Consider the following 15020-nt stretch of genomic DNA (forward strand, 5'->3'; position numbering starts at 1 on the left):
CGTCCGGCACGGACCAAATCAACCATCTGACGGCGGAACTCAGGCGAGTACGGCGGATGCGTCTTGGGCATCAGGAACACCTCTGGCGAAAGCTTCAGGGTGTCCACCAAACCGGGTCAATCCCAGTCACCAGGCCAACGCCGCCAATCCAGAGCACGATGGCCAGCATGTGCAGCGCGCGGGCGATCGTCACATCATTCATAGCCGCCTCTCCCGTCCGCCCGATGGTGCGTGACCGCCGACGTCGTCATTCCGGTCGCCAGGGAGGCCAGCTTCACGGGCTCGCAGGTCAGGAAGGCGAGCACTATCCGAATCCAGATCAGCGCGAAGGGGCGGGCCCGGACCTGCTTCGGAATTATCCAGGTCTGTCGTGGTTCCGGCCGAGGGACTGGACTGCAGCACACACTATTCTTCCAACTTTGGTGAAGCAGCGGCATCTCCGCCTTGTATTCCTGCCATGCGGTGGAACACGACCTGGAACCGCACCGGCCCGAGCGGGGCGGCCTCGTGCGGCACACCCGGCTCAACCAGGCCTGGAGCGGTTGAGGGATCAAGCAGGCGCTCGGACGGCGGGTCGAGCACCCGGTACAGCAATCGGCCCTCCAGCACGCAGATCAACGCCCAGGTGCCCGGCGCGGTGCGGTGCTCCCGGAGGAGCCCGGGCGGGACCGTCGCCTCCGTGAACACGGGGGTGCTCCGGTACGGCTCGCAGTTCGGCGGCAGTGCGGCACGGGCTGCCGGCCCGCTGATGTCATCGCGCATCTCGCAGACCTCGCTCGCAGATGGCTTGCAGCACCATCGCGTTGTTGTGCTCCGTGTCTTTCGCTCCGAACAGCAGGGTGACGCGCCTGCCGCCCTCGACCAATGCGCGCAGTTCGTCCAACGCCGCATTGCCCACCAGTTCCGCCTGGTAGCGATCCTGAAACCCCTGCCATTTCGCCGGGTCATGATCGAACCAGCGCCGCAGGCTGGCGCTCGGCGCGGCTTCCTTGAGCCAGAGGTCAACCTGCGCCGCGTCCCGTGTCAGGCCCCGCGGCCATAGCCCGTCCACCAGCACACGAAATCCGTCGTCGACAGCCGGTGGATCATAGGCCCGCTTGACCCTGACCTCGCTCATCCTCCCGAGGGCCCTTTCTGCTTCGCCTCCTCTTCCTCGAAGGTGGTGAGCGCGAGGATCGAGTGCGCGTAGGCTCCGCCTGCCCGCATCTCGGTCGCGACCCAGATCGCCTCCATCAGCTCCTCTCGCGTCGCACCAGCCCGGAGGGCTGCCTTGGTGTGGCCTTTGATGCAGTAGGGACACTGGGTCGCATGCGCCACGGCAACGGCGACGATCTGCTTCATCTTCGCCGAGAGAGCCCCCTCGGCGAAGGCTTGGCGGCTAAAGGCGTCGAAGGCAGCCTGGGTCTCCGGTGCGAGTTCGCGCCGCTTCTGTGCTGTCTCTCGCGTCGCCGCCGGATACATCGCGTCCGTCATGGATTCTTCCTCCTCGGTGCTGCTTAAGATCAGGTCATGTGCCCGGCTTGGGAGAGAACAGGTCTTCCTTGCCCGGCTTGTCCTTCCACGTATCGGCATCCGGCGGCGGCTCGCCCTTACGGGTGATGTTGGGCCACTGTGCCGCAAAGGTGCGGTTCTGCTCGGCCCAGCCATTCGCGCGGTCGTCGCTGTCCGAGACGATCGCCTCGGCCGGGCACTCCGGCTCGCACACGCCGCAGTCGATGCATTCGTCCGGATGGATCACGAGCATGTTCTCGCCGACGTAGAAGCAGTCCACCGGACAGACCTCCACGCAGTCCATGTACTTGCACTTGATGCAGTTCTCGGTGACGACATAGGTCATGCCAGCCTCCGCAGGTTCAGCTTGGCATCTTTCGCCGGCACGGGGCGCGGCGCCGGCAACCGCTCGAACAGGCCCATGCGCAGGCTTCGGGCGATGCGCTCGGCCCGCTCGCAAAAGGCCCCGGCGAGGGGAGGTGCAAACAGCTCGGCACAGGTTTCGCCGAACAGAGCCAGCCAGCGATCGAACATGGCGGGGCTGATCGTTGAAAGCCGGAGATGCACCGAGAAAGGGTCGCCATGATACCGGCCGCTCTTCAGCATCACGGAGGACCAGAAGTCGCACAGGCGCGCAAGATGGCGTTCCCATGCGGCCTCACCGTCGCCGATGGCTCCGGCGAAGACCGGGCCCAGCAGGGCGTCGTGGCGCACCCGTGCATAGAACGCGGCGACCAGCCGACGAATATCGTCCTCGCTCGGCTGCAGCGTGATCTCCACGTCCATGACTCCGTCTTCTCGGCTCAGTCTCGGGGGCTATCAGGCCGCGACTTGCCGCTCCGGTGCGTCCAACAGCTCATCCGCCGGGCCAAAGAACTCGTAGCGGATCCGCTCGCCGGGCACGCCGTGACGGGCAAGCCCACGGGTGATGTCGCGCAGGAAGGGCTTGGGGCCGCAAAGATAGTAGGTGGCCGTGTCGATGGGCGTGTTCGCGGCTAGCCAGTCGGCGGTGATCAGTCCCTGCTCATCGTAATCCACGCCCTGCCGGTCGGTGTCGAGCGGCTCGGCGTAGAAGATCCGGCTGTTGCTGCCCGGGCTGGCGGCGACGAGATCGCGAACCTCGTTGCGCAGGGCATGCACACGGCCGTTCAGGGCGCCATGCACGTACCAGGCCGGCCGTTGCGGCTGCTTCGCGGCGAGAACGCCGAGCATGCTCACCATCGGCGTGAGGCCGACGCCGCCGCTGACCAGGACAACCGGACCCTGTCCTGCCTCATCGAGGAAGAAATCGCCCGCGGGCGGCGCCACCTTCAGGACCGTGCCGGGGCCGGCATGGTCGTGCAGCCAGTTCGAGGCCCGTCCGGCCGGCAGGGCGGGTGCCGCCTCGCGCTTGACGGTGATGCGATAGGCGCGGTCGTTCGGCGCGCAGGAAATGGAGTAGTTGCGCCGGAGCGCGCCCACCCCGGGCAGGTCGAGCGCGAAGCCGAGATACTGGCCGGGCTTGTGCGGCACGACCTTGCCGCCATCCACCGGCACCAGCACGAAGGACCGAATGATCGCGCTCTCGTCGGTGACGCTCTCTACCTCGAAGTCGCGCCAGCCGTTCCAGCCGCCGGGGGCGCTGGCCAGATCCCGGTAGATCGTCGCTTCGCGGCCGATCAGCAGCTCGGCCAGGAACCAGTAAGCCTCGCCCCAGGCGGCCAGGATTTCGTCCGTTGCGGCGTCACCGAGGACATCCTTGATGGCGGCCAGCAACGCTTCCGCCACGAACGGGTAGTGCTCGGGCAGGATGTTCAGTGCCACGTGCTTCTGCGCGATCCGCTCCACCGCGCCGCCGAGCACGCCGAGATTATCGATGTTGCGGGCATAAGCCAGCACCGCGCCGGCCAGGGCCTTGGGTTGCGAGCCAGTCTCGCCATGGTGGGACTGGTTGAACAGCTCGCGAATCGCCGGGTTCTGGAACATGCGCTCGTACATGCGGCGGGTGATCGCCAGCCCGTGCGCCTCCAGCGCCGGCACGGTCGCCTTCACGGCAGCGATGGTGGAAGCGGAGAGCGGGTTGGGCATCGGTCGCGTCCAGTTCTCGATAGGTGTATAACAGATGCATCTAAAGACCGGGCCAGAAAAGGTGCAAGTCGTTTACACCTTCTCTGATGCTGGCTAGGAGAGGGTCAGCCATGCGCTTGACGCGCTTCACCGACTACAGCCTGCGGACGCTGATGTTCCTTTGCCTCCGGGATGGGGAGAACAGCTCTATCGCGGAGATCGCCAGTGCCTACGCCATATCGGAGCATCATCTCACCAAGGTCGTGCACCGGCTCGGTCAGCTTGGGTTGGTGCAGACGACCCGGGGGCGGCACGGCGGCTTGCGCCTGGGACGAAGGCCGGAGGAGATCGGGTTGGGCCAAGTGGTGCGCCAGACGGAGGAAGACCTTGCCATCGTCGAGTGCTTTGGCGGTGGGTGCTGCCCCATAGCCGGCGTATGTGAGCTGCAGCGAGCACTGGCAGAGGCGCTGCAGGCCTTCCTCCTCGTGCTCGACCGCTACACGCTGGCGGACCTGGTCCGGTCACGCGGCGCCGCTCTCGCGGGCCGCCTTGGCCTGCCGGCGCCCGAGGGAGCAGCAAGACTATGAGCGAGTCCGGTGTCCGCGAATTGCTGGCCCAGAGCCCGCTCTTTGCTGGCCTGCCGCCGTCATCGCTCGATGACGTGCTTCAGGCCGTCAATCTGCGGATGCTACCCGCGAAAACGGTGCTCTTTCATCAGGGAGATGCGCCGAAGGAGCTCATTGTTCTCGGCAAAGGGATCGTCAAGGTGTGGCAGATGCGGGCTGGCGGCGATCCCGCCACCATTCACATGCTGGGACCGGGCGATCTCGTCGGCGCTGTCGCGGTGTTTCGGCAGATTCCTTTTCCAGCCACCGCAACAGCGGTGACTGACTGCATCCTGTTGTCCTGGGCCGCCGCGCGGACCAATGAACTGATGGAGCGATATCCCGCGATCAGGGCCAATGCCCTCGACTACGTCGGCGCACGCACCGAGGAACTGGTTCACCGCCTCGGGGAGATGGCCACCGAACAGGTCGAGCAGCGAGTCGCCAGAGCCCTTCTGCGCCTCGCCGACCAGACCGGCCGGGCAGCACCCGAGGGAATTGAGATCGGTTATCCGCTCTCCCGCCAGGATATTGCCGAAATCGTAGGCACCGATCTCTATGTCGTCAGTCGTGTGTTGCGGGACTGGGCGGCGCGAGGCCTTGTTGTGACAGGACGGCTTCGCGTTGTGCTGTGCAACCGCCAGCAGCTGGAACGGATCGCCAGAGAGGGTGGCTGACCGAAAACACCCTGCACCGGTTGCCGACAGCTGTTCTTCCGCGCGTTTGCGCTAACGCAAAGAGAGCATGAGTCATCCGGGGCATAATTCCTCCCAACCTGTCTGGGGCCAGACATAGGCTGGGGGGCCACACCGTTGAGCCAGTTCGTCGATCGGCTTCTGTTCTTCCGGAAATACAAGGGCACCTTCGCTGAAGGCCACGGCGTGGTCACGGATGAGAACCGGGCGTGGGAGGACAACTACCGCTCCCGCTGGCAGAGCGAGAAGATCGTCCGTTCCACGCACGGTGTGAACTGCACCGGCAGCTGCAGCTGGAAGATCTACGTCAAGAACGGGCTGGTGACCTGGGAAACGCAGCAGACCGACTATCCGCGGACCCGGCCGGACCTGCCGAACCATGAGCCGCGCGGCTGCCCGCGCGGGGCCAGCTACTCCTGGTATCTCTACAGCAGCAACCGCATCAAGTACCCGCTCGTGCGTGGACGCCTTCTGGCGATGTGGCGGGAAGCGCGCAAGACGCTGCCACCGGTGGCGGCGTGGAAATCCATCCAGGATGACACGGCGAAGCGGCACGATTACCAGCGGGTGCGTGGCCTTGGCGGCTTCGTCCGTGCTGACTGGGACGAGGTCAACGAGCTGATCGCGGCCGCCAACATCCACACGATCAAGCAGTGGGGCCCTGACCGCGTGGTCGGCTTCTCGCCGATCCCGGCCATGTCGATGATCAGCTACGCCGCCGGTACGCGCTATCTCAGCCTGATCGGAGGCACCTGCCTCTCGTTCTATGACTGGTACTGCGACCTGCCGCCCTCCTCGCCGCAGACCTTCGGCGAGCAGACGGACGTACCCGAGAGCGCCGACTGGTACAATTCCGGCTATTTGCTGCTCTGGGGCTCCAACGTGTCGCTGACACGGACGCCGGACGCTCATTTCTACACGGAATCCCGCTATCGCGGCGCCAAGAGCGTGGTGATCGCCCCCGACTTCATTGAGGTCGCGCGCTTCGCTGATCTGTGGCTGCACCCGAAACAGGGCACCGACGCGGCGCTCGCGCTGGCCATGGGCCACGTAATCCTGAAGGAGTTCTTCGTCGACCGGCAGGTTCCCTATTTCCAGGACTACGTTCGCAAGTACTCGGACCTGCCCTTCCTGGTGATGTTGGAGAAACGGCAGGAAGGGGTGGTTGCTGGCCGCATGCTCCGTGCTGCCGACTTCCCCGACGCGCTCGGCCAGCCGAACAATCCCGACTGGAAGCCGGTTGTGGTTGACGAGACCACAGGCCGGGTGGTGGCTCCGCAGGGCACGGCGGGTTTTCGCTGGGGCGAGCAGGGGAAGTGGAACCTGGAGCCCAGGGATGGCGGTGACGGGCACGAGATCCTGCCGCAGCTGTCCCTGCTGGCGGAGGGCGGTGAAATTGCTACCGTTTCCTTTCCGTATTTCGGCAATGCCGGCCGCTTCGGCCTGACCGACCACGCACCCGTCCAGCACCGCCGTGTGCCGGTGCGCACGCTGACGTTGAAGGACGGCAGCCAGGTCCAGGTGGCGACCGTGTTCGATCTAATGCTGGGCAGCTATGGCGTCGGCCGTGGCCTTGGTCGCGACGCGGCAACCAGCTTCGACGACGACGTGCCCGGCACCCCGGCCTGGCAGGAACGGATCACCGGCGTACCACGCGACCGCTGCATCGCCGTCGCGCGCGGTTTCGCGGCCAATGCCGAGGCCACGAACGGCCGCTCCATGGTGATTCTCGGGGCCGGTCTGAACCACTGGTATCACATGGACATGTCGTACCGGGCTATCATGGCGATGCTGACCCTGTGCGGCTGCATCGGCCAGTCCGGTGGCGGGTGGGCGCACTACGTCGGGCAGGAGAAGCTCCGGCCACAGGCAGGGTGGCTGCCGGTGGCCTTCGCGTCCGACTGGGTGCGACCGCCCCGTCAGATGAATGGGACCAGCTATTTCTACGCCCACACCGACCAGTGGCGGTATGAGCGGATGGAGTTGCGCGAACAGATTTCTCCGCTTGCCGACCCATCCCGCTGGTCCGGCACCATGATCGACTGCAACGTGCGGGCAGAGCGGATGGGATGGCTGCCGAGTTCGCCACAGCTGGCGCGGAATCCGTTGCAGGTCGCGCGCGATGCTCGCGAGGCCGGAAAGGACCCGGCGAGCTATGTCGCGGAGGGCCTGAACGCCGGCACGCTGCAAATGGCCTGCGAGGATCCGGACGCACCGCAGAACTGGCCCCGCAACCTGTTCGTCTGGCGCTCGAATCTGCTGGGCGCCAGCGGCAAGGGGCACGAATACTTCCTCAAGCACCTGTTAGGTGCCCGCAACAACGTGCTGAACGAGGAGAGTGACCAGCGCCCCGAGGAGGTCGTGCGCCACGATGTGGCACCGGAGGGCAAGCTCGACCTGCTGGTCACGATTGACTTCCGCATGAACACCACCACGCTGTTCAGTGACGTCGTGCTGCCCACGGCCACATGGTACGAGAAGGCCGACCTCAACACCTCGGACATGCACCCCTTCATCCACCCGCTTCAGGCGGCTGTGGACCCGGTATGGGGGAGCCGCACGGACTGGGCGATCTTCCGCGAGATCGCGAAGGCCTTCCAACGCCTCGCGCCCGAAGAACTGGGCGTGGCGGAGGACGTGGTGCTGACGCCCACCCTCAAGGACACGCCCTCCGAGCTGTCGCAACCCTATGGCGGGGAGGACTGGCGCCGCGGGAAATCCCAAGGTGTGCCAGGTCGTACCATGCCGGCCATCACCGTCGTGCCGCGCGACTACACCGCCACGTATGAACGCTTCATCAGTGTGGGACCGCTGCTCGAGGAACGCGGCAACGGCACCAAGGGCATGGTCTGGGATACGAAGGAGGAGGTGGCGCGCCTTCGGCACGTCAACCCACCCGTTGCCGACGACCGGCCGCGCCTGCGCGATGACCTGGACGCCATCGAGACGGTGCTGTCGCTCGCACCCGAAACCAACGGCCATGTCGCACTGAAGGCCTGGCAGGCCCTGTCCAAAGTGACAGGGCGGGACCATACGCATCTGATTGCTCGTCGCGTGGACGAGAAGATCGAGTTCCGCGACATCGCGGCGCAGCCGCGCCCGATCCTGACTTCCCCCGTGTGGTCGGGCATCGAGAGCCATGAGATCTGCTACAACGCCGGCTGGACCAACGTGCACGAGTTGATCCCCTGGCGCACCCTCACCGGGCGCATGCAGCTCTACCAGGACCATCCCTGGATGCGCGACTTCGGCGAGGGCTTCGTAACCTACCGGCCGCCCATCGACACGCGCTCGGCCAGCGAGGATCTGGCGCGCCTGCACGACAACGGCAATCCGCCGCTGGTGCTGAACTTCCTGACGCCGCACCAGAAGTGGGGGATCCACAGCACCTATACCGAGAACCTGATCATGCTGACACTGGCCCGCGGTGGTCCGATCGTCTGGATCAGCGAGCGAGACGCGGCTGCGGCCGGCATCGAGGACAATGACTGGATCGAGGCGTTCAACCGCAACGGCGCCCTGGTCGCGCGTGCCGTCGTCAGCCAGCGCATCCCGCAGGGTGCCGCCTTCATGTACCACGCCGCCGAGCGCACCGCGAACGTGCCGGGCAGCGAAGTGACGCAGAACCGTGGCGGCATCCACAACTCTGTGACGCGCGTGGTGCTGAAGCCCACGCACATGATCGGCGGCTATGCCCAGCTTTCCTACGGCTTCAACTACTACGGCACGGTCGGGTCGAACCGGGACGAGTTCATCATCCTGCGCAAGATGGTGAAGGTCGATTGGCTCGACCGGCCTCTTTCAGAGAAGCGGCCCATCATGAAAGCCGAGGAATCCACCCGCCTCGAGGGACACCGGGCATGAAGATCCGTGCGCAGATCGGCAAGGTCCTGAACCTCGACAAGTGCATCGGCTGTCACACCTGCAGCGTCACCTGCAAGCAGGTCTGGACCACCCGCCAGGGTATCGAATACGCCTGGTGGAACAATGTCGAGAGCAAGCCAGGCATCGGTTACCCCAAGGATTGGGAGAACCAGGAACGCTGGCGCGGCGGTTGGGTCTTGGGCAAGGGCGGCACTCTGCGGCCCAAGACCGGCGGTAAGTGGCGCATCCTGTCGAAGATCTTCGCCAACCCGGAGCTGCCGGAGATCGACGACTACTACGAACCCTTCGACTACGAGTACTCCTATATCCATGGGGTGCCGGAGAGCGAGGCAGCGCCGACGGCGCAGCCGGTTTCCATCATCACGGGCGAGCGCATGGAGAAGGTGCGTTGGGGACCGAACTGGGAAGAATCCCTCGGCACCGAGTTCCGCAAGCGCGCCCAGGACTACAATTTCAAGGATGTCGAGAAGGCGATCTATGGGGAGTTCGAGAACAGCTTCCTGATGTTCCTGCCGCGCCTGTGCGAGCACTGCCTGAACCCGACCTGCCTGGCAGCCTGTCCTTCCGGAGCGATCTACAAGCGGGAGGAGGACGGCATCGTCCTGATCGACCAGGAGAAGTGCCGGGGCTGGCGCATGTGCGTCACAGGCTGCCCCTACAAGAAAGTCTACTATAACTGGCACACCGGGAAGTCGGAGAAGTGCATTTTCTGCTACCCGCGTATCGAGAGTGGGCAGCCGACCGTATGTTCCGAGACCTGCGTCGGCCGCATCCGCTATCTCGGCGTGATGCTGTATGATGCCGACCGGATCCTGGAGGTCGCATCCCAGCCCGACGTGCAGGATTGCTATCAGGCGCAGCTCGATATCTTCCTGGACCCGCATGACCCCGCCGTGATCGCCCAGGCGCAGAAGGACGGCGTGCCGGACAGCTGGATCGAGGCCGCGCAGCGCTCGCCCGTCTACAAGATGGCCTGCGACTGGAAGGTCGCCTTTCCGCTGCACCCGGAATATCGGACCGTTCCGATGGTCTGGTACATCCCGCCGCTCTCCCCAATCCAGGAGGCCGCGGATGCGGGGGCACTCGGCACGTTGGACGGCATTCCCGACGTGGACAGCCTGCGCATTCCCGTCCGCTACCTCGCTAACCTGCTGACGGCCGGCAAGGAGGAGCCGATCCGCCTCACGCTGCGCAAGCTGTTGGCGCTGCGCGCCTACATGCGCCGCCGCAGCATCGAGGATGTCCGCGACACCACCGCCCTCGATGCGGTGGGGCTGACCGAGCGTCAGGCGGAGGAGATGTACCGCGTGATGGCGATTGCGAACTATGAGGACCGGTTCGTGATCCCGACCGCGCACAAGGAGGTGGCGGAGAACGCCTATGACCAGCGCGGCATCGCCGGCTTTCATTTCGGCCAGATGACCTCCGAAGGGAACAGCCGCTTCATGCTGTGGGGCCAGGATACACGGAAGACGCGGGGCGAACGCTTCCCGCTGGACAGGAAGTAGCGCCATGCTCGCCTGCAAGGCTCTCGCCGGACTGCTGCTCTACCCGGACGAAGCACTGCTTGGTGCGCTGCCGGAGATCACCGCCATCATGCGCGAGGCGGGCCTGCCGCCCACCGAACTGGACGCGGTCCTCCGCTTCTGCGACCGGCTCGCCGCTGCCGAGCTGCTCGACGCGCAGGGTGAGTACGTGGCCCTGTTCGACGCAGCGCCATCGCTCTCCCTTTACCTGTTCGGCCATGTGCACGGCGACTCCCGTGAACGCGGACAGGCGATGGTGGACCTGATCGAGGATTACCGCCGCATGGGGCTCGACATGACGGCAGACGAGCTGCCCGACTTCCTGCCGGTCTTCCTCGAATACGCCTCCCTGCACGACCCCGCGCAGGCCCGCGTCCTGCTCGGCGAGGTTGCTGAGGTCGTGTCCCTGCTGGCCGGGCGGCTGGAGCGGCGAGGCACTCCCTACGCCGCCGTGCTCCGCGCGATCGAGGCGCTGGGCGCACGGCGGGCCGACCGGGAGACGGTGGAGGCCCGTCTGGCCGAGGGTGAGCCGGAAGACACGCCCGAGGCGCTGGATGCTCGCTATGAGGAAGTTCCGGTGAACTTCATGGAGCCGGCGGTTGCGGACAGCGCCTGTTTCAAGGCGGCCGCTCTGGTCGCGCAGTTCAGCCGGGATGTTCCGCCTCGCTCCCGTCCGTCGAACCCGCCTGCGGGTACCCAGGAGACAGCGCCATGGATTGGCTGAACCAATTCCTGTTCGGGTTCTACCCCTATCTCTGCATGATCTGCTTCTTCCTGGGCAGTTGGGCGCGGTTTGATCGCAGCCAGTTCTCCTGGCGTAGCCAGTCGAGCCAGTTCCTGCGCCGGCGGCAGCTGGTCTGGGGCAGCAACCTGTTCCACATCAGCATCCTGGGCCTGTTCGTCGGTCATACCGTGGGACTTCTGACGCCGCCCGAGATCTACCACGCGCTCGGGCTGACAGTGAAAGCCAAGCAGATCATGGCGATCGTCACCGGCGGCGCGCTGGCTGCCCTCGGCGTCGTCGGCGGCGGAATGCTGATCCACCGGCGGCTCACCGATCCGCGCATCCGCCAGACCAGCAAGCCCACCGATATTTTCATCCTGCTGTTCATCTTCTTTCAGCTCTGTCTCGGCATCAGCACGCTACCGGATTCCTCGATGAACCTGGACGGCACGTACATGCTGGTCCTGGCTGAGTGGAGTCGCAGTATCCTGCTGTTCCAGCCGGGCTCTGCCCAGCTCGTTAGCGCGGTGCCCTGGGTCTATAAGGTCCACCTGGTCTGCGGCATGACGCTGTTCCTGCTCGTCCCGTTCACCCGGCTAGTGCATGTGTGGTCGGCGCCGATCTGGTTCCTGGGACGGCCGGGCTGGCAGATCGTGCGCAAGAACGCCAACATCGCCAAGGAGGGCGTGTGATGCGCGGCGCGGCAGCGGTGCTGCCCGCACTGGCGGTGCTGCTCATGGCGGCCGGCTCGGCCACCGATGTGGCGCCTACGCCCGGCGTGGCCCCGTTCGGCGATCAGATCAGCGAGCAGCGCCTGCCGTTGTATCATCGTGCCACGCCGATGATCGCCACATCCGGGCCCATCAATGATGCCGGGGTGATCGAGGCCAAGCGCGTCGGCTTCGCGATGGTCGTGGATCTCAGGGCCGCTGGCGCCCATACGGCCTCGGAGAAGCAGCATGCTGAGTTCTCCCGCATTCGCTACGTCAACATTCCCGTCCAAGGGGTGCCCACAGCCGACCAGGTGAAGCAGTTCGCGGACATCGTGGCGGACCGCAGCAACCTGCCCTTGCTGCTGCACGGGACAGATATCGACCAGTCCGGAGCGATGTGGGCGCTGTATCGCGCCTCGCTCGGTGTGCCGCCGGCCATCGCACTCGAGGACGGGGCGGCAGCGGGTCTCGAAGCCAGCAGCCCCGCGGTGCAGGCCAGACTGAACGAGATGGGGCACAAGCCGGGAGGGCAGCCATGATCAAAGTGGACGGGGTGGTGATCCCCGAGGAGTTGATCGCTCTCGAGGTACAGTTGCAGGACTCAGCCGACCCAGCCAGCGCCTGGGAAAGCGCGGCGCGCTCCCTGGTAATCCGGCAGATCCTGCTGGCCGAGGCCGCCGCACGCGGCATCAGCGACCGCGATCCGGAGCCGGGCGAGGAGCCCGACGAGGCGGCGATCCGCCGTCTGCTGGAGGCCGAGCTGAAGCTTCCCGAGCCGACCGAGGAGGAACTGCAACGCTGGTACGCCCGCAACGAGGAGCGGCTGCGCCTGCCTGATCTCTGGCACGTGCAGCACCTGCTGGTCGCCGCCGATCCGAAAGACGTGCGCGTCGTGGAGGCGGCGCAGGCGCGGGCAGAGGCGCTGCTGGCCCAGGTGCTCCAGGATCCGGACCGGCTGCCCAGCCTGGCCGAGCGGTTTTCGGACTGCCCGTCCAAGGCTCAGGGTGGCGATCTCGGCCTGATTGAGCGGGGCAGCACCGTGCCGGAGTTCGAGAGCCATCTTGCAACGCTGCAGGCCGGCCAGGTCTGCCCCACGGTGGTCAAGAGCCGCTATGGCATGCACATCATCCGTGTTCGGGCTCGGGAGACCGGGCGTGTGCCGCCCTTTGCCGTCATGCGGGGGCGCATCGTCGAGTTCCTCCGGGAAGCGAGCTGGCGCCAAGCCGTGCAGGGCTACATCGCGGCACTGGCCGCCCGGGCGCGCATCCAGGGCTTCGACCTGTTCGAGGGCGAAAACGCCCCGCCTCGGCCCTCCGCCTGGCCGGCCGGATCCTCCTGCACCTCCGCGGACCTGCCCGCCGGCCCGCAACCCGGCCGCAAGTCGGCCATGGCAGCTCCCGGAGGGTGCGGTTGAGCAGCATGGGCGTGACCGACAGAAACAGGACAGTGATGGCGCAGAACAACGCGCGGTCGCTGCGCGTCCTGCTGGTCAGCACCTTCGCCTTCCTGATCTGCTTTGCGATCTGGATGATGTTTGGCGTGATCGGCATTCCGATCCGGCGCGAGCTGGGGTTGAGCGCGTCGCAGTTCGGGCTGCTGACGGCGACCCCCGTGCTGACCGGAGCGGTCTTCCGCCTGCCGCTCGGCATCTGGACGGACCGGTTCGGCGGCCGGATCGTGATGACCCTGCTCTTGCTGGCCTGCACGGTGCCGCTCTGGCTGGCCGGCGATGCCACCCAGCTCTGGCAGTTCCTGCTGCTGGGCCTGGCGCTGGGGCTGGTCGGTGCCTCCTTCTCAGTCGGCACGCCCTATGTCGCGCGCTTCTTTCCCAAGGAGCGGCGGGGCTTCGCCATGGGCGTGTTCGGTGCCGGCACGGCGGGCGCGGCCATCAACATGTTCGTCGCCCCCGTCCTGGTCGCGCAGTATGGCTGGCAGAGCGTGCCACGGGTCTACGCCGTGGCTTTGCTGGTCACGGCAGTCCTGTTCTGGTTTTTGTCGGCCCCGGACACGACAGCCCCTGGCCGGTCAGTCCCAGTGCGACAGCAGCTCGTCGTGCTGCGCGATCGTCGGGTCTGGAAGTACTGCCAGTACTACTCGATCGTGTTCGGCGGCTTCACAGCGCTGTCGATCTGGATGCCGCAATACTATGTCGGCGAATACGGGCTCTCGATCGCGCAGGCCTCGCTCCTGGCCGCCTGCTTCTCGCTGCCGGGCGGCGTGCTGCGGGCGGTGGGCGGCTGGCTTTCGGACCGGTTCGGCGCGCACAGCGTCACCTGGTGGGTGCTGTGGGCAGCCTGGGTCAGCCTGTTCCTGCTCTCCTATCCGCAGACCGAGTTCACGGTGCATACCGTGCGCGGGACGGCGACCTTCCATCTCGGCCTGCCCGTCTGGCTGGCAACGGCGCTGTTGTTCGTGCTGGGCGCCGCCTTCGCCTGCGGCATGGCGTCCACCTTCAAGTACATCAGCGATGACTTCCCGGAGAACATGGGCATCGTCTCGGGCATCGTCGGGATGGCCGGTGGGCTCGGCGGCTTTCTGCTGCCGATCCTGTTCGGTCTCACTCTCGACTGGCTGGGTGTGAACTCCAGCTGCTTTATGCTGCTGTACGGAATCACCTGGGTGTCACTGATCCTGCTTTACATCACCAAGGTGCGCCGCATGCCTGTGCTCCGTGCGGGTTCCACCAACGGCTGAGTGGAGCAATAGCCGAGCAGCGCTGTGGCTGGGGGGCAGTGCATGGACTTCTCCGGGGCTGCCCCATAGGAATTCGTCCATCATTGGGATGATGCTGACGGCATTGTCAAAGCCCGCGACGCCATGCGGCTTGCCGTCGCTGCTCCTCTTTTCGTTACTGCCGATGCGGGCGCGACAGCTCCCCACCGAGACCGATCTCGTCGAGCCGACCTGGGTCATCCTGGCTCAACGGAAGGGGCGACGAGCGTCGGCCCCAGGCGAAAGTCGAGAGAGCTGCAGAGCCAGGCAACTGGTTCAACTGCACTATCAGGAGTAACAACGCTCCGGGCAGGGAAGGATGCGAAGCGCGACGGCGTCTGGAGAACGCCAGCCGAGATCGGCCGGCGTGAAATGGCCCAAAGAAGGTCCGGCAAGCGGCGGGAGGAAGGGATAGAGTTGCGCCAATACAGATGGCGGACCGAGCCTGACGGGGTGCTCACGGCCGATGCCGACGGCTTCCGGCTGGTGGTACATAAGAGCGCCTAACAGAACCGCCTAATCTGGCCGAGGCAGACGAGGGCGCAGGCGAGTGTGGTGAAGGCGAGGTGGATGTCGGCGCGGCGCTCGTAGCGGATGGTCAGGCGTCGGTAGCGGGCGAGCCA

15 protein-coding genes and 1 pseudogene are annotated in these 15020 nt (G+C 65.9%); 9 read left to right on the forward strand and 7 right to left on the reverse strand.

Going from position 1 to position 15020, the window contains the following annotated elements; all coding sequences use genetic code 11:
- Positions 1-405: 405 nt before the first annotated feature.
- The 6 genes from ROTAS13_RS08670 to hmpA are packed head-to-tail and all read right to left on the reverse strand — an operon-like array spanning position 406 to position 3558.
- On the reverse strand, positions 406-762 hold the full coding sequence (locus ROTAS13_RS08670; RefSeq protein ID WP_075822104.1) for a DUF1971 domain-containing protein: 357 nt from the start codon (positions 760-762) through the stop codon (positions 406-408).
- Positions 752-1117 (reverse strand): DUF488 domain-containing protein, encoded by a 366-nt coding sequence (locus tag ROTAS13_RS08675; RefSeq protein ID WP_075822105.1) that lies wholly within the window; start codon positions 1115-1117, stop codon positions 752-754. Before ROTAS13_RS08675 ends, ROTAS13_RS08670 begins: the two co-directional genes overlap by 11 nt.
- Positions 1114-1473 carry a carboxymuconolactone decarboxylase family protein gene (locus ROTAS13_RS08680; RefSeq protein WP_075822106.1) on the reverse strand — a complete coding sequence of 120 codons (360 nt, stop codon included), beginning with the start codon at positions 1471-1473 and terminating at the stop codon, positions 1114-1116. Before ROTAS13_RS08680 ends, ROTAS13_RS08675 begins: the two co-directional genes overlap by 4 nt.
- Positions 1474-1507: 34 nt before the next feature.
- The gene (gene fdxA, locus ROTAS13_RS08685) at positions 1508-1837 is read right to left on the reverse strand and encodes a ferredoxin FdxA (RefSeq protein WP_075822107.1); all 330 of its coding nucleotides are present in this window, start codon (positions 1835-1837) and stop codon (positions 1508-1510) included.
- Positions 1834-2277: a group III truncated hemoglobin gene (locus tag ROTAS13_RS08690; protein ID WP_075822108.1), complete on the reverse strand. Its 444-nt coding sequence runs from the start codon at positions 2275-2277 to the stop codon at positions 1834-1836. Before ROTAS13_RS08690 ends, fdxA begins: the two co-directional genes overlap by 4 nt.
- Positions 2278-2310: 33 nt before the next feature.
- Positions 2311-3558, reverse strand: a complete 1248-nt coding sequence (gene hmpA / locus ROTAS13_RS08695; RefSeq protein ID WP_075822109.1) for an NO-inducible flavohemoprotein — start codon at positions 3556-3558, stop codon at positions 2311-2313.
- Between the two features lie 110 nt (positions 3559-3668).
- Between hmpA and ROTAS13_RS08700 the strand changes: the two genes are divergently transcribed.
- The 9 genes from ROTAS13_RS08700 (at position 3669) to ROTAS13_RS08740 (ending at position 14379) form a co-directional block, all read left to right on the forward strand.
- Positions 3669-4124: an Rrf2 family transcriptional regulator gene (locus tag ROTAS13_RS08700; protein WP_075822110.1), complete on the forward strand. Its 456-nt coding sequence runs from the start codon at positions 3669-3671 to the stop codon at positions 4122-4124.
- On the forward strand, positions 4121-4819 hold the full coding sequence (locus ROTAS13_RS08705) for a Crp/Fnr family transcriptional regulator (protein ID WP_075822111.1): 699 nt from the start codon (positions 4121-4123) through the stop codon (positions 4817-4819). The genes ROTAS13_RS08700 and ROTAS13_RS08705 overlap by 4 nt, the downstream gene beginning before the upstream one ends.
- Positions 4820-4954: 135 nt before the next feature.
- Positions 4955-8701: a nitrate reductase subunit alpha gene (locus tag ROTAS13_RS08710; protein ID WP_075822112.1), complete on the forward strand. Its 3747-nt coding sequence runs from the start codon at positions 4955-4957 to the stop codon at positions 8699-8701.
- Complete coding sequence (gene narH / locus ROTAS13_RS08715) at positions 8698-10230, forward strand: nitrate reductase subunit beta (protein WP_075822113.1); 1533 nt, start codon at positions 8698-8700, stop codon at positions 10228-10230. The genes ROTAS13_RS08710 and narH overlap by 4 nt, the downstream gene beginning before the upstream one ends.
- A 4-nt stretch (positions 10231-10234) precedes the next feature.
- A complete protein-coding gene (gene narJ / locus ROTAS13_RS08720) occupies positions 10235-10972 on the forward strand; it encodes a nitrate reductase molybdenum cofactor assembly chaperone (protein WP_075822114.1) in 738 nt (245 codons plus the stop codon).
- A complete protein-coding gene (gene narI, locus ROTAS13_RS08725) occupies positions 10960-11664 on the forward strand; it encodes a respiratory nitrate reductase subunit gamma (RefSeq protein WP_075822115.1) in 705 nt (234 codons plus the stop codon). The genes narJ and narI overlap by 13 nt, the downstream gene beginning before the upstream one ends.
- Entirely contained in the window at positions 11664-12224 is a 561-nt protein-coding gene (locus ROTAS13_RS08730) for a fused DSP-PTPase phosphatase/NAD kinase-like protein (protein ID WP_075822116.1), read from the forward strand. Before narI ends, ROTAS13_RS08730 begins: the two co-directional genes overlap by 1 nt.
- Complete coding sequence (locus tag ROTAS13_RS08735) at positions 12221-13099, forward strand: peptidylprolyl isomerase (protein WP_075822117.1); 879 nt, start codon at positions 12221-12223, stop codon at positions 13097-13099. Before ROTAS13_RS08730 ends, ROTAS13_RS08735 begins: the two co-directional genes overlap by 4 nt.
- Before the next feature lie 11 nt (positions 13100-13110).
- Positions 13111-14379, forward strand: a complete 1269-nt coding sequence (locus ROTAS13_RS08740; RefSeq protein ID WP_216348616.1) for a nitrate/nitrite transporter — start codon at positions 13111-13113, stop codon at positions 14377-14379.
- Between the two features lie 521 nt (positions 14380-14900).
- Here the strand turns inward: ROTAS13_RS08740 and ROTAS13_RS26120 are convergent.
- Positions 14901-15020: pseudogene (locus tag ROTAS13_RS26120) on the reverse strand (IS5/IS1182 family transposase); the annotation flags it as partial.

It is taken from the genome of Roseomonas sp. TAS13 (genome assembly GCF_001950415.1).
Classification (GTDB): Bacteria; Pseudomonadota; Alphaproteobacteria; order Acetobacterales; family Acetobacteraceae; genus Roseomonas; species Roseomonas mucosa.

Excerpts from the sequence above, each read along its gene's own strand:
- ROTAS13_RS08670 (WP_075822104.1), bottom strand. The coding sequence starts at position 762 with ATGCGCGATGACATCAGCGGGCCGGCAGCCCGTGCCGCACTGCCGCCG.
- ROTAS13_RS08675 (WP_075822105.1), bottom strand. The coding sequence starts at position 1,117 with ATGAGCGAGGTCAGGGTCAAGCGGGCCTATGATCCACCGGCTGTCGAC.
- ROTAS13_RS08680 (WP_075822106.1), bottom strand. The coding sequence starts at position 1,473 with ATGACGGACGCGATGTATCCGGCGGCGACGCGAGAGACAGCACAGAAG.
- fdxA (WP_075822107.1), bottom strand. The coding sequence starts at position 1,837 with ATGACCTATGTCGTCACCGAGAACTGCATCAAGTGCAAGTACATGGAC.
- ROTAS13_RS08690 (WP_075822108.1), bottom strand. The coding sequence starts at position 2,277 with ATGGACGTGGAGATCACGCTGCAGCCGAGCGAGGACGATATTCGTCGG.
- hmpA (WP_075822109.1), bottom strand. The coding sequence starts at position 3,558 with ATGCCCAACCCGCTCTCCGCTTCCACCATCGCTGCCGTGAAGGCGACC.
- ROTAS13_RS08700 (WP_075822110.1), top strand. The coding sequence starts at position 3,669 with ATGCGCTTGACGCGCTTCACCGACTACAGCCTGCGGACGCTGATGTTC.
- ROTAS13_RS08705 (WP_075822111.1), top strand. The coding sequence starts at position 4,121 with ATGAGCGAGTCCGGTGTCCGCGAATTGCTGGCCCAGAGCCCGCTCTTT.
- narH (WP_075822113.1), top strand. The coding sequence starts at position 8,698 with ATGAAGATCCGTGCGCAGATCGGCAAGGTCCTGAACCTCGACAAGTGC.
- narJ (WP_075822114.1), top strand. The coding sequence starts at position 10,235 with ATGCTCGCCTGCAAGGCTCTCGCCGGACTGCTGCTCTACCCGGACGAA.
- narI (WP_075822115.1), top strand. The coding sequence starts at position 10,960 with ATGGATTGGCTGAACCAATTCCTGTTCGGGTTCTACCCCTATCTCTGC.
- ROTAS13_RS08730 (WP_075822116.1), top strand. The coding sequence starts at position 11,664 with ATGCGCGGCGCGGCAGCGGTGCTGCCCGCACTGGCGGTGCTGCTCATG.
- ROTAS13_RS08735 (WP_075822117.1), top strand. The coding sequence starts at position 12,221 with ATGATCAAAGTGGACGGGGTGGTGATCCCCGAGGAGTTGATCGCTCTC.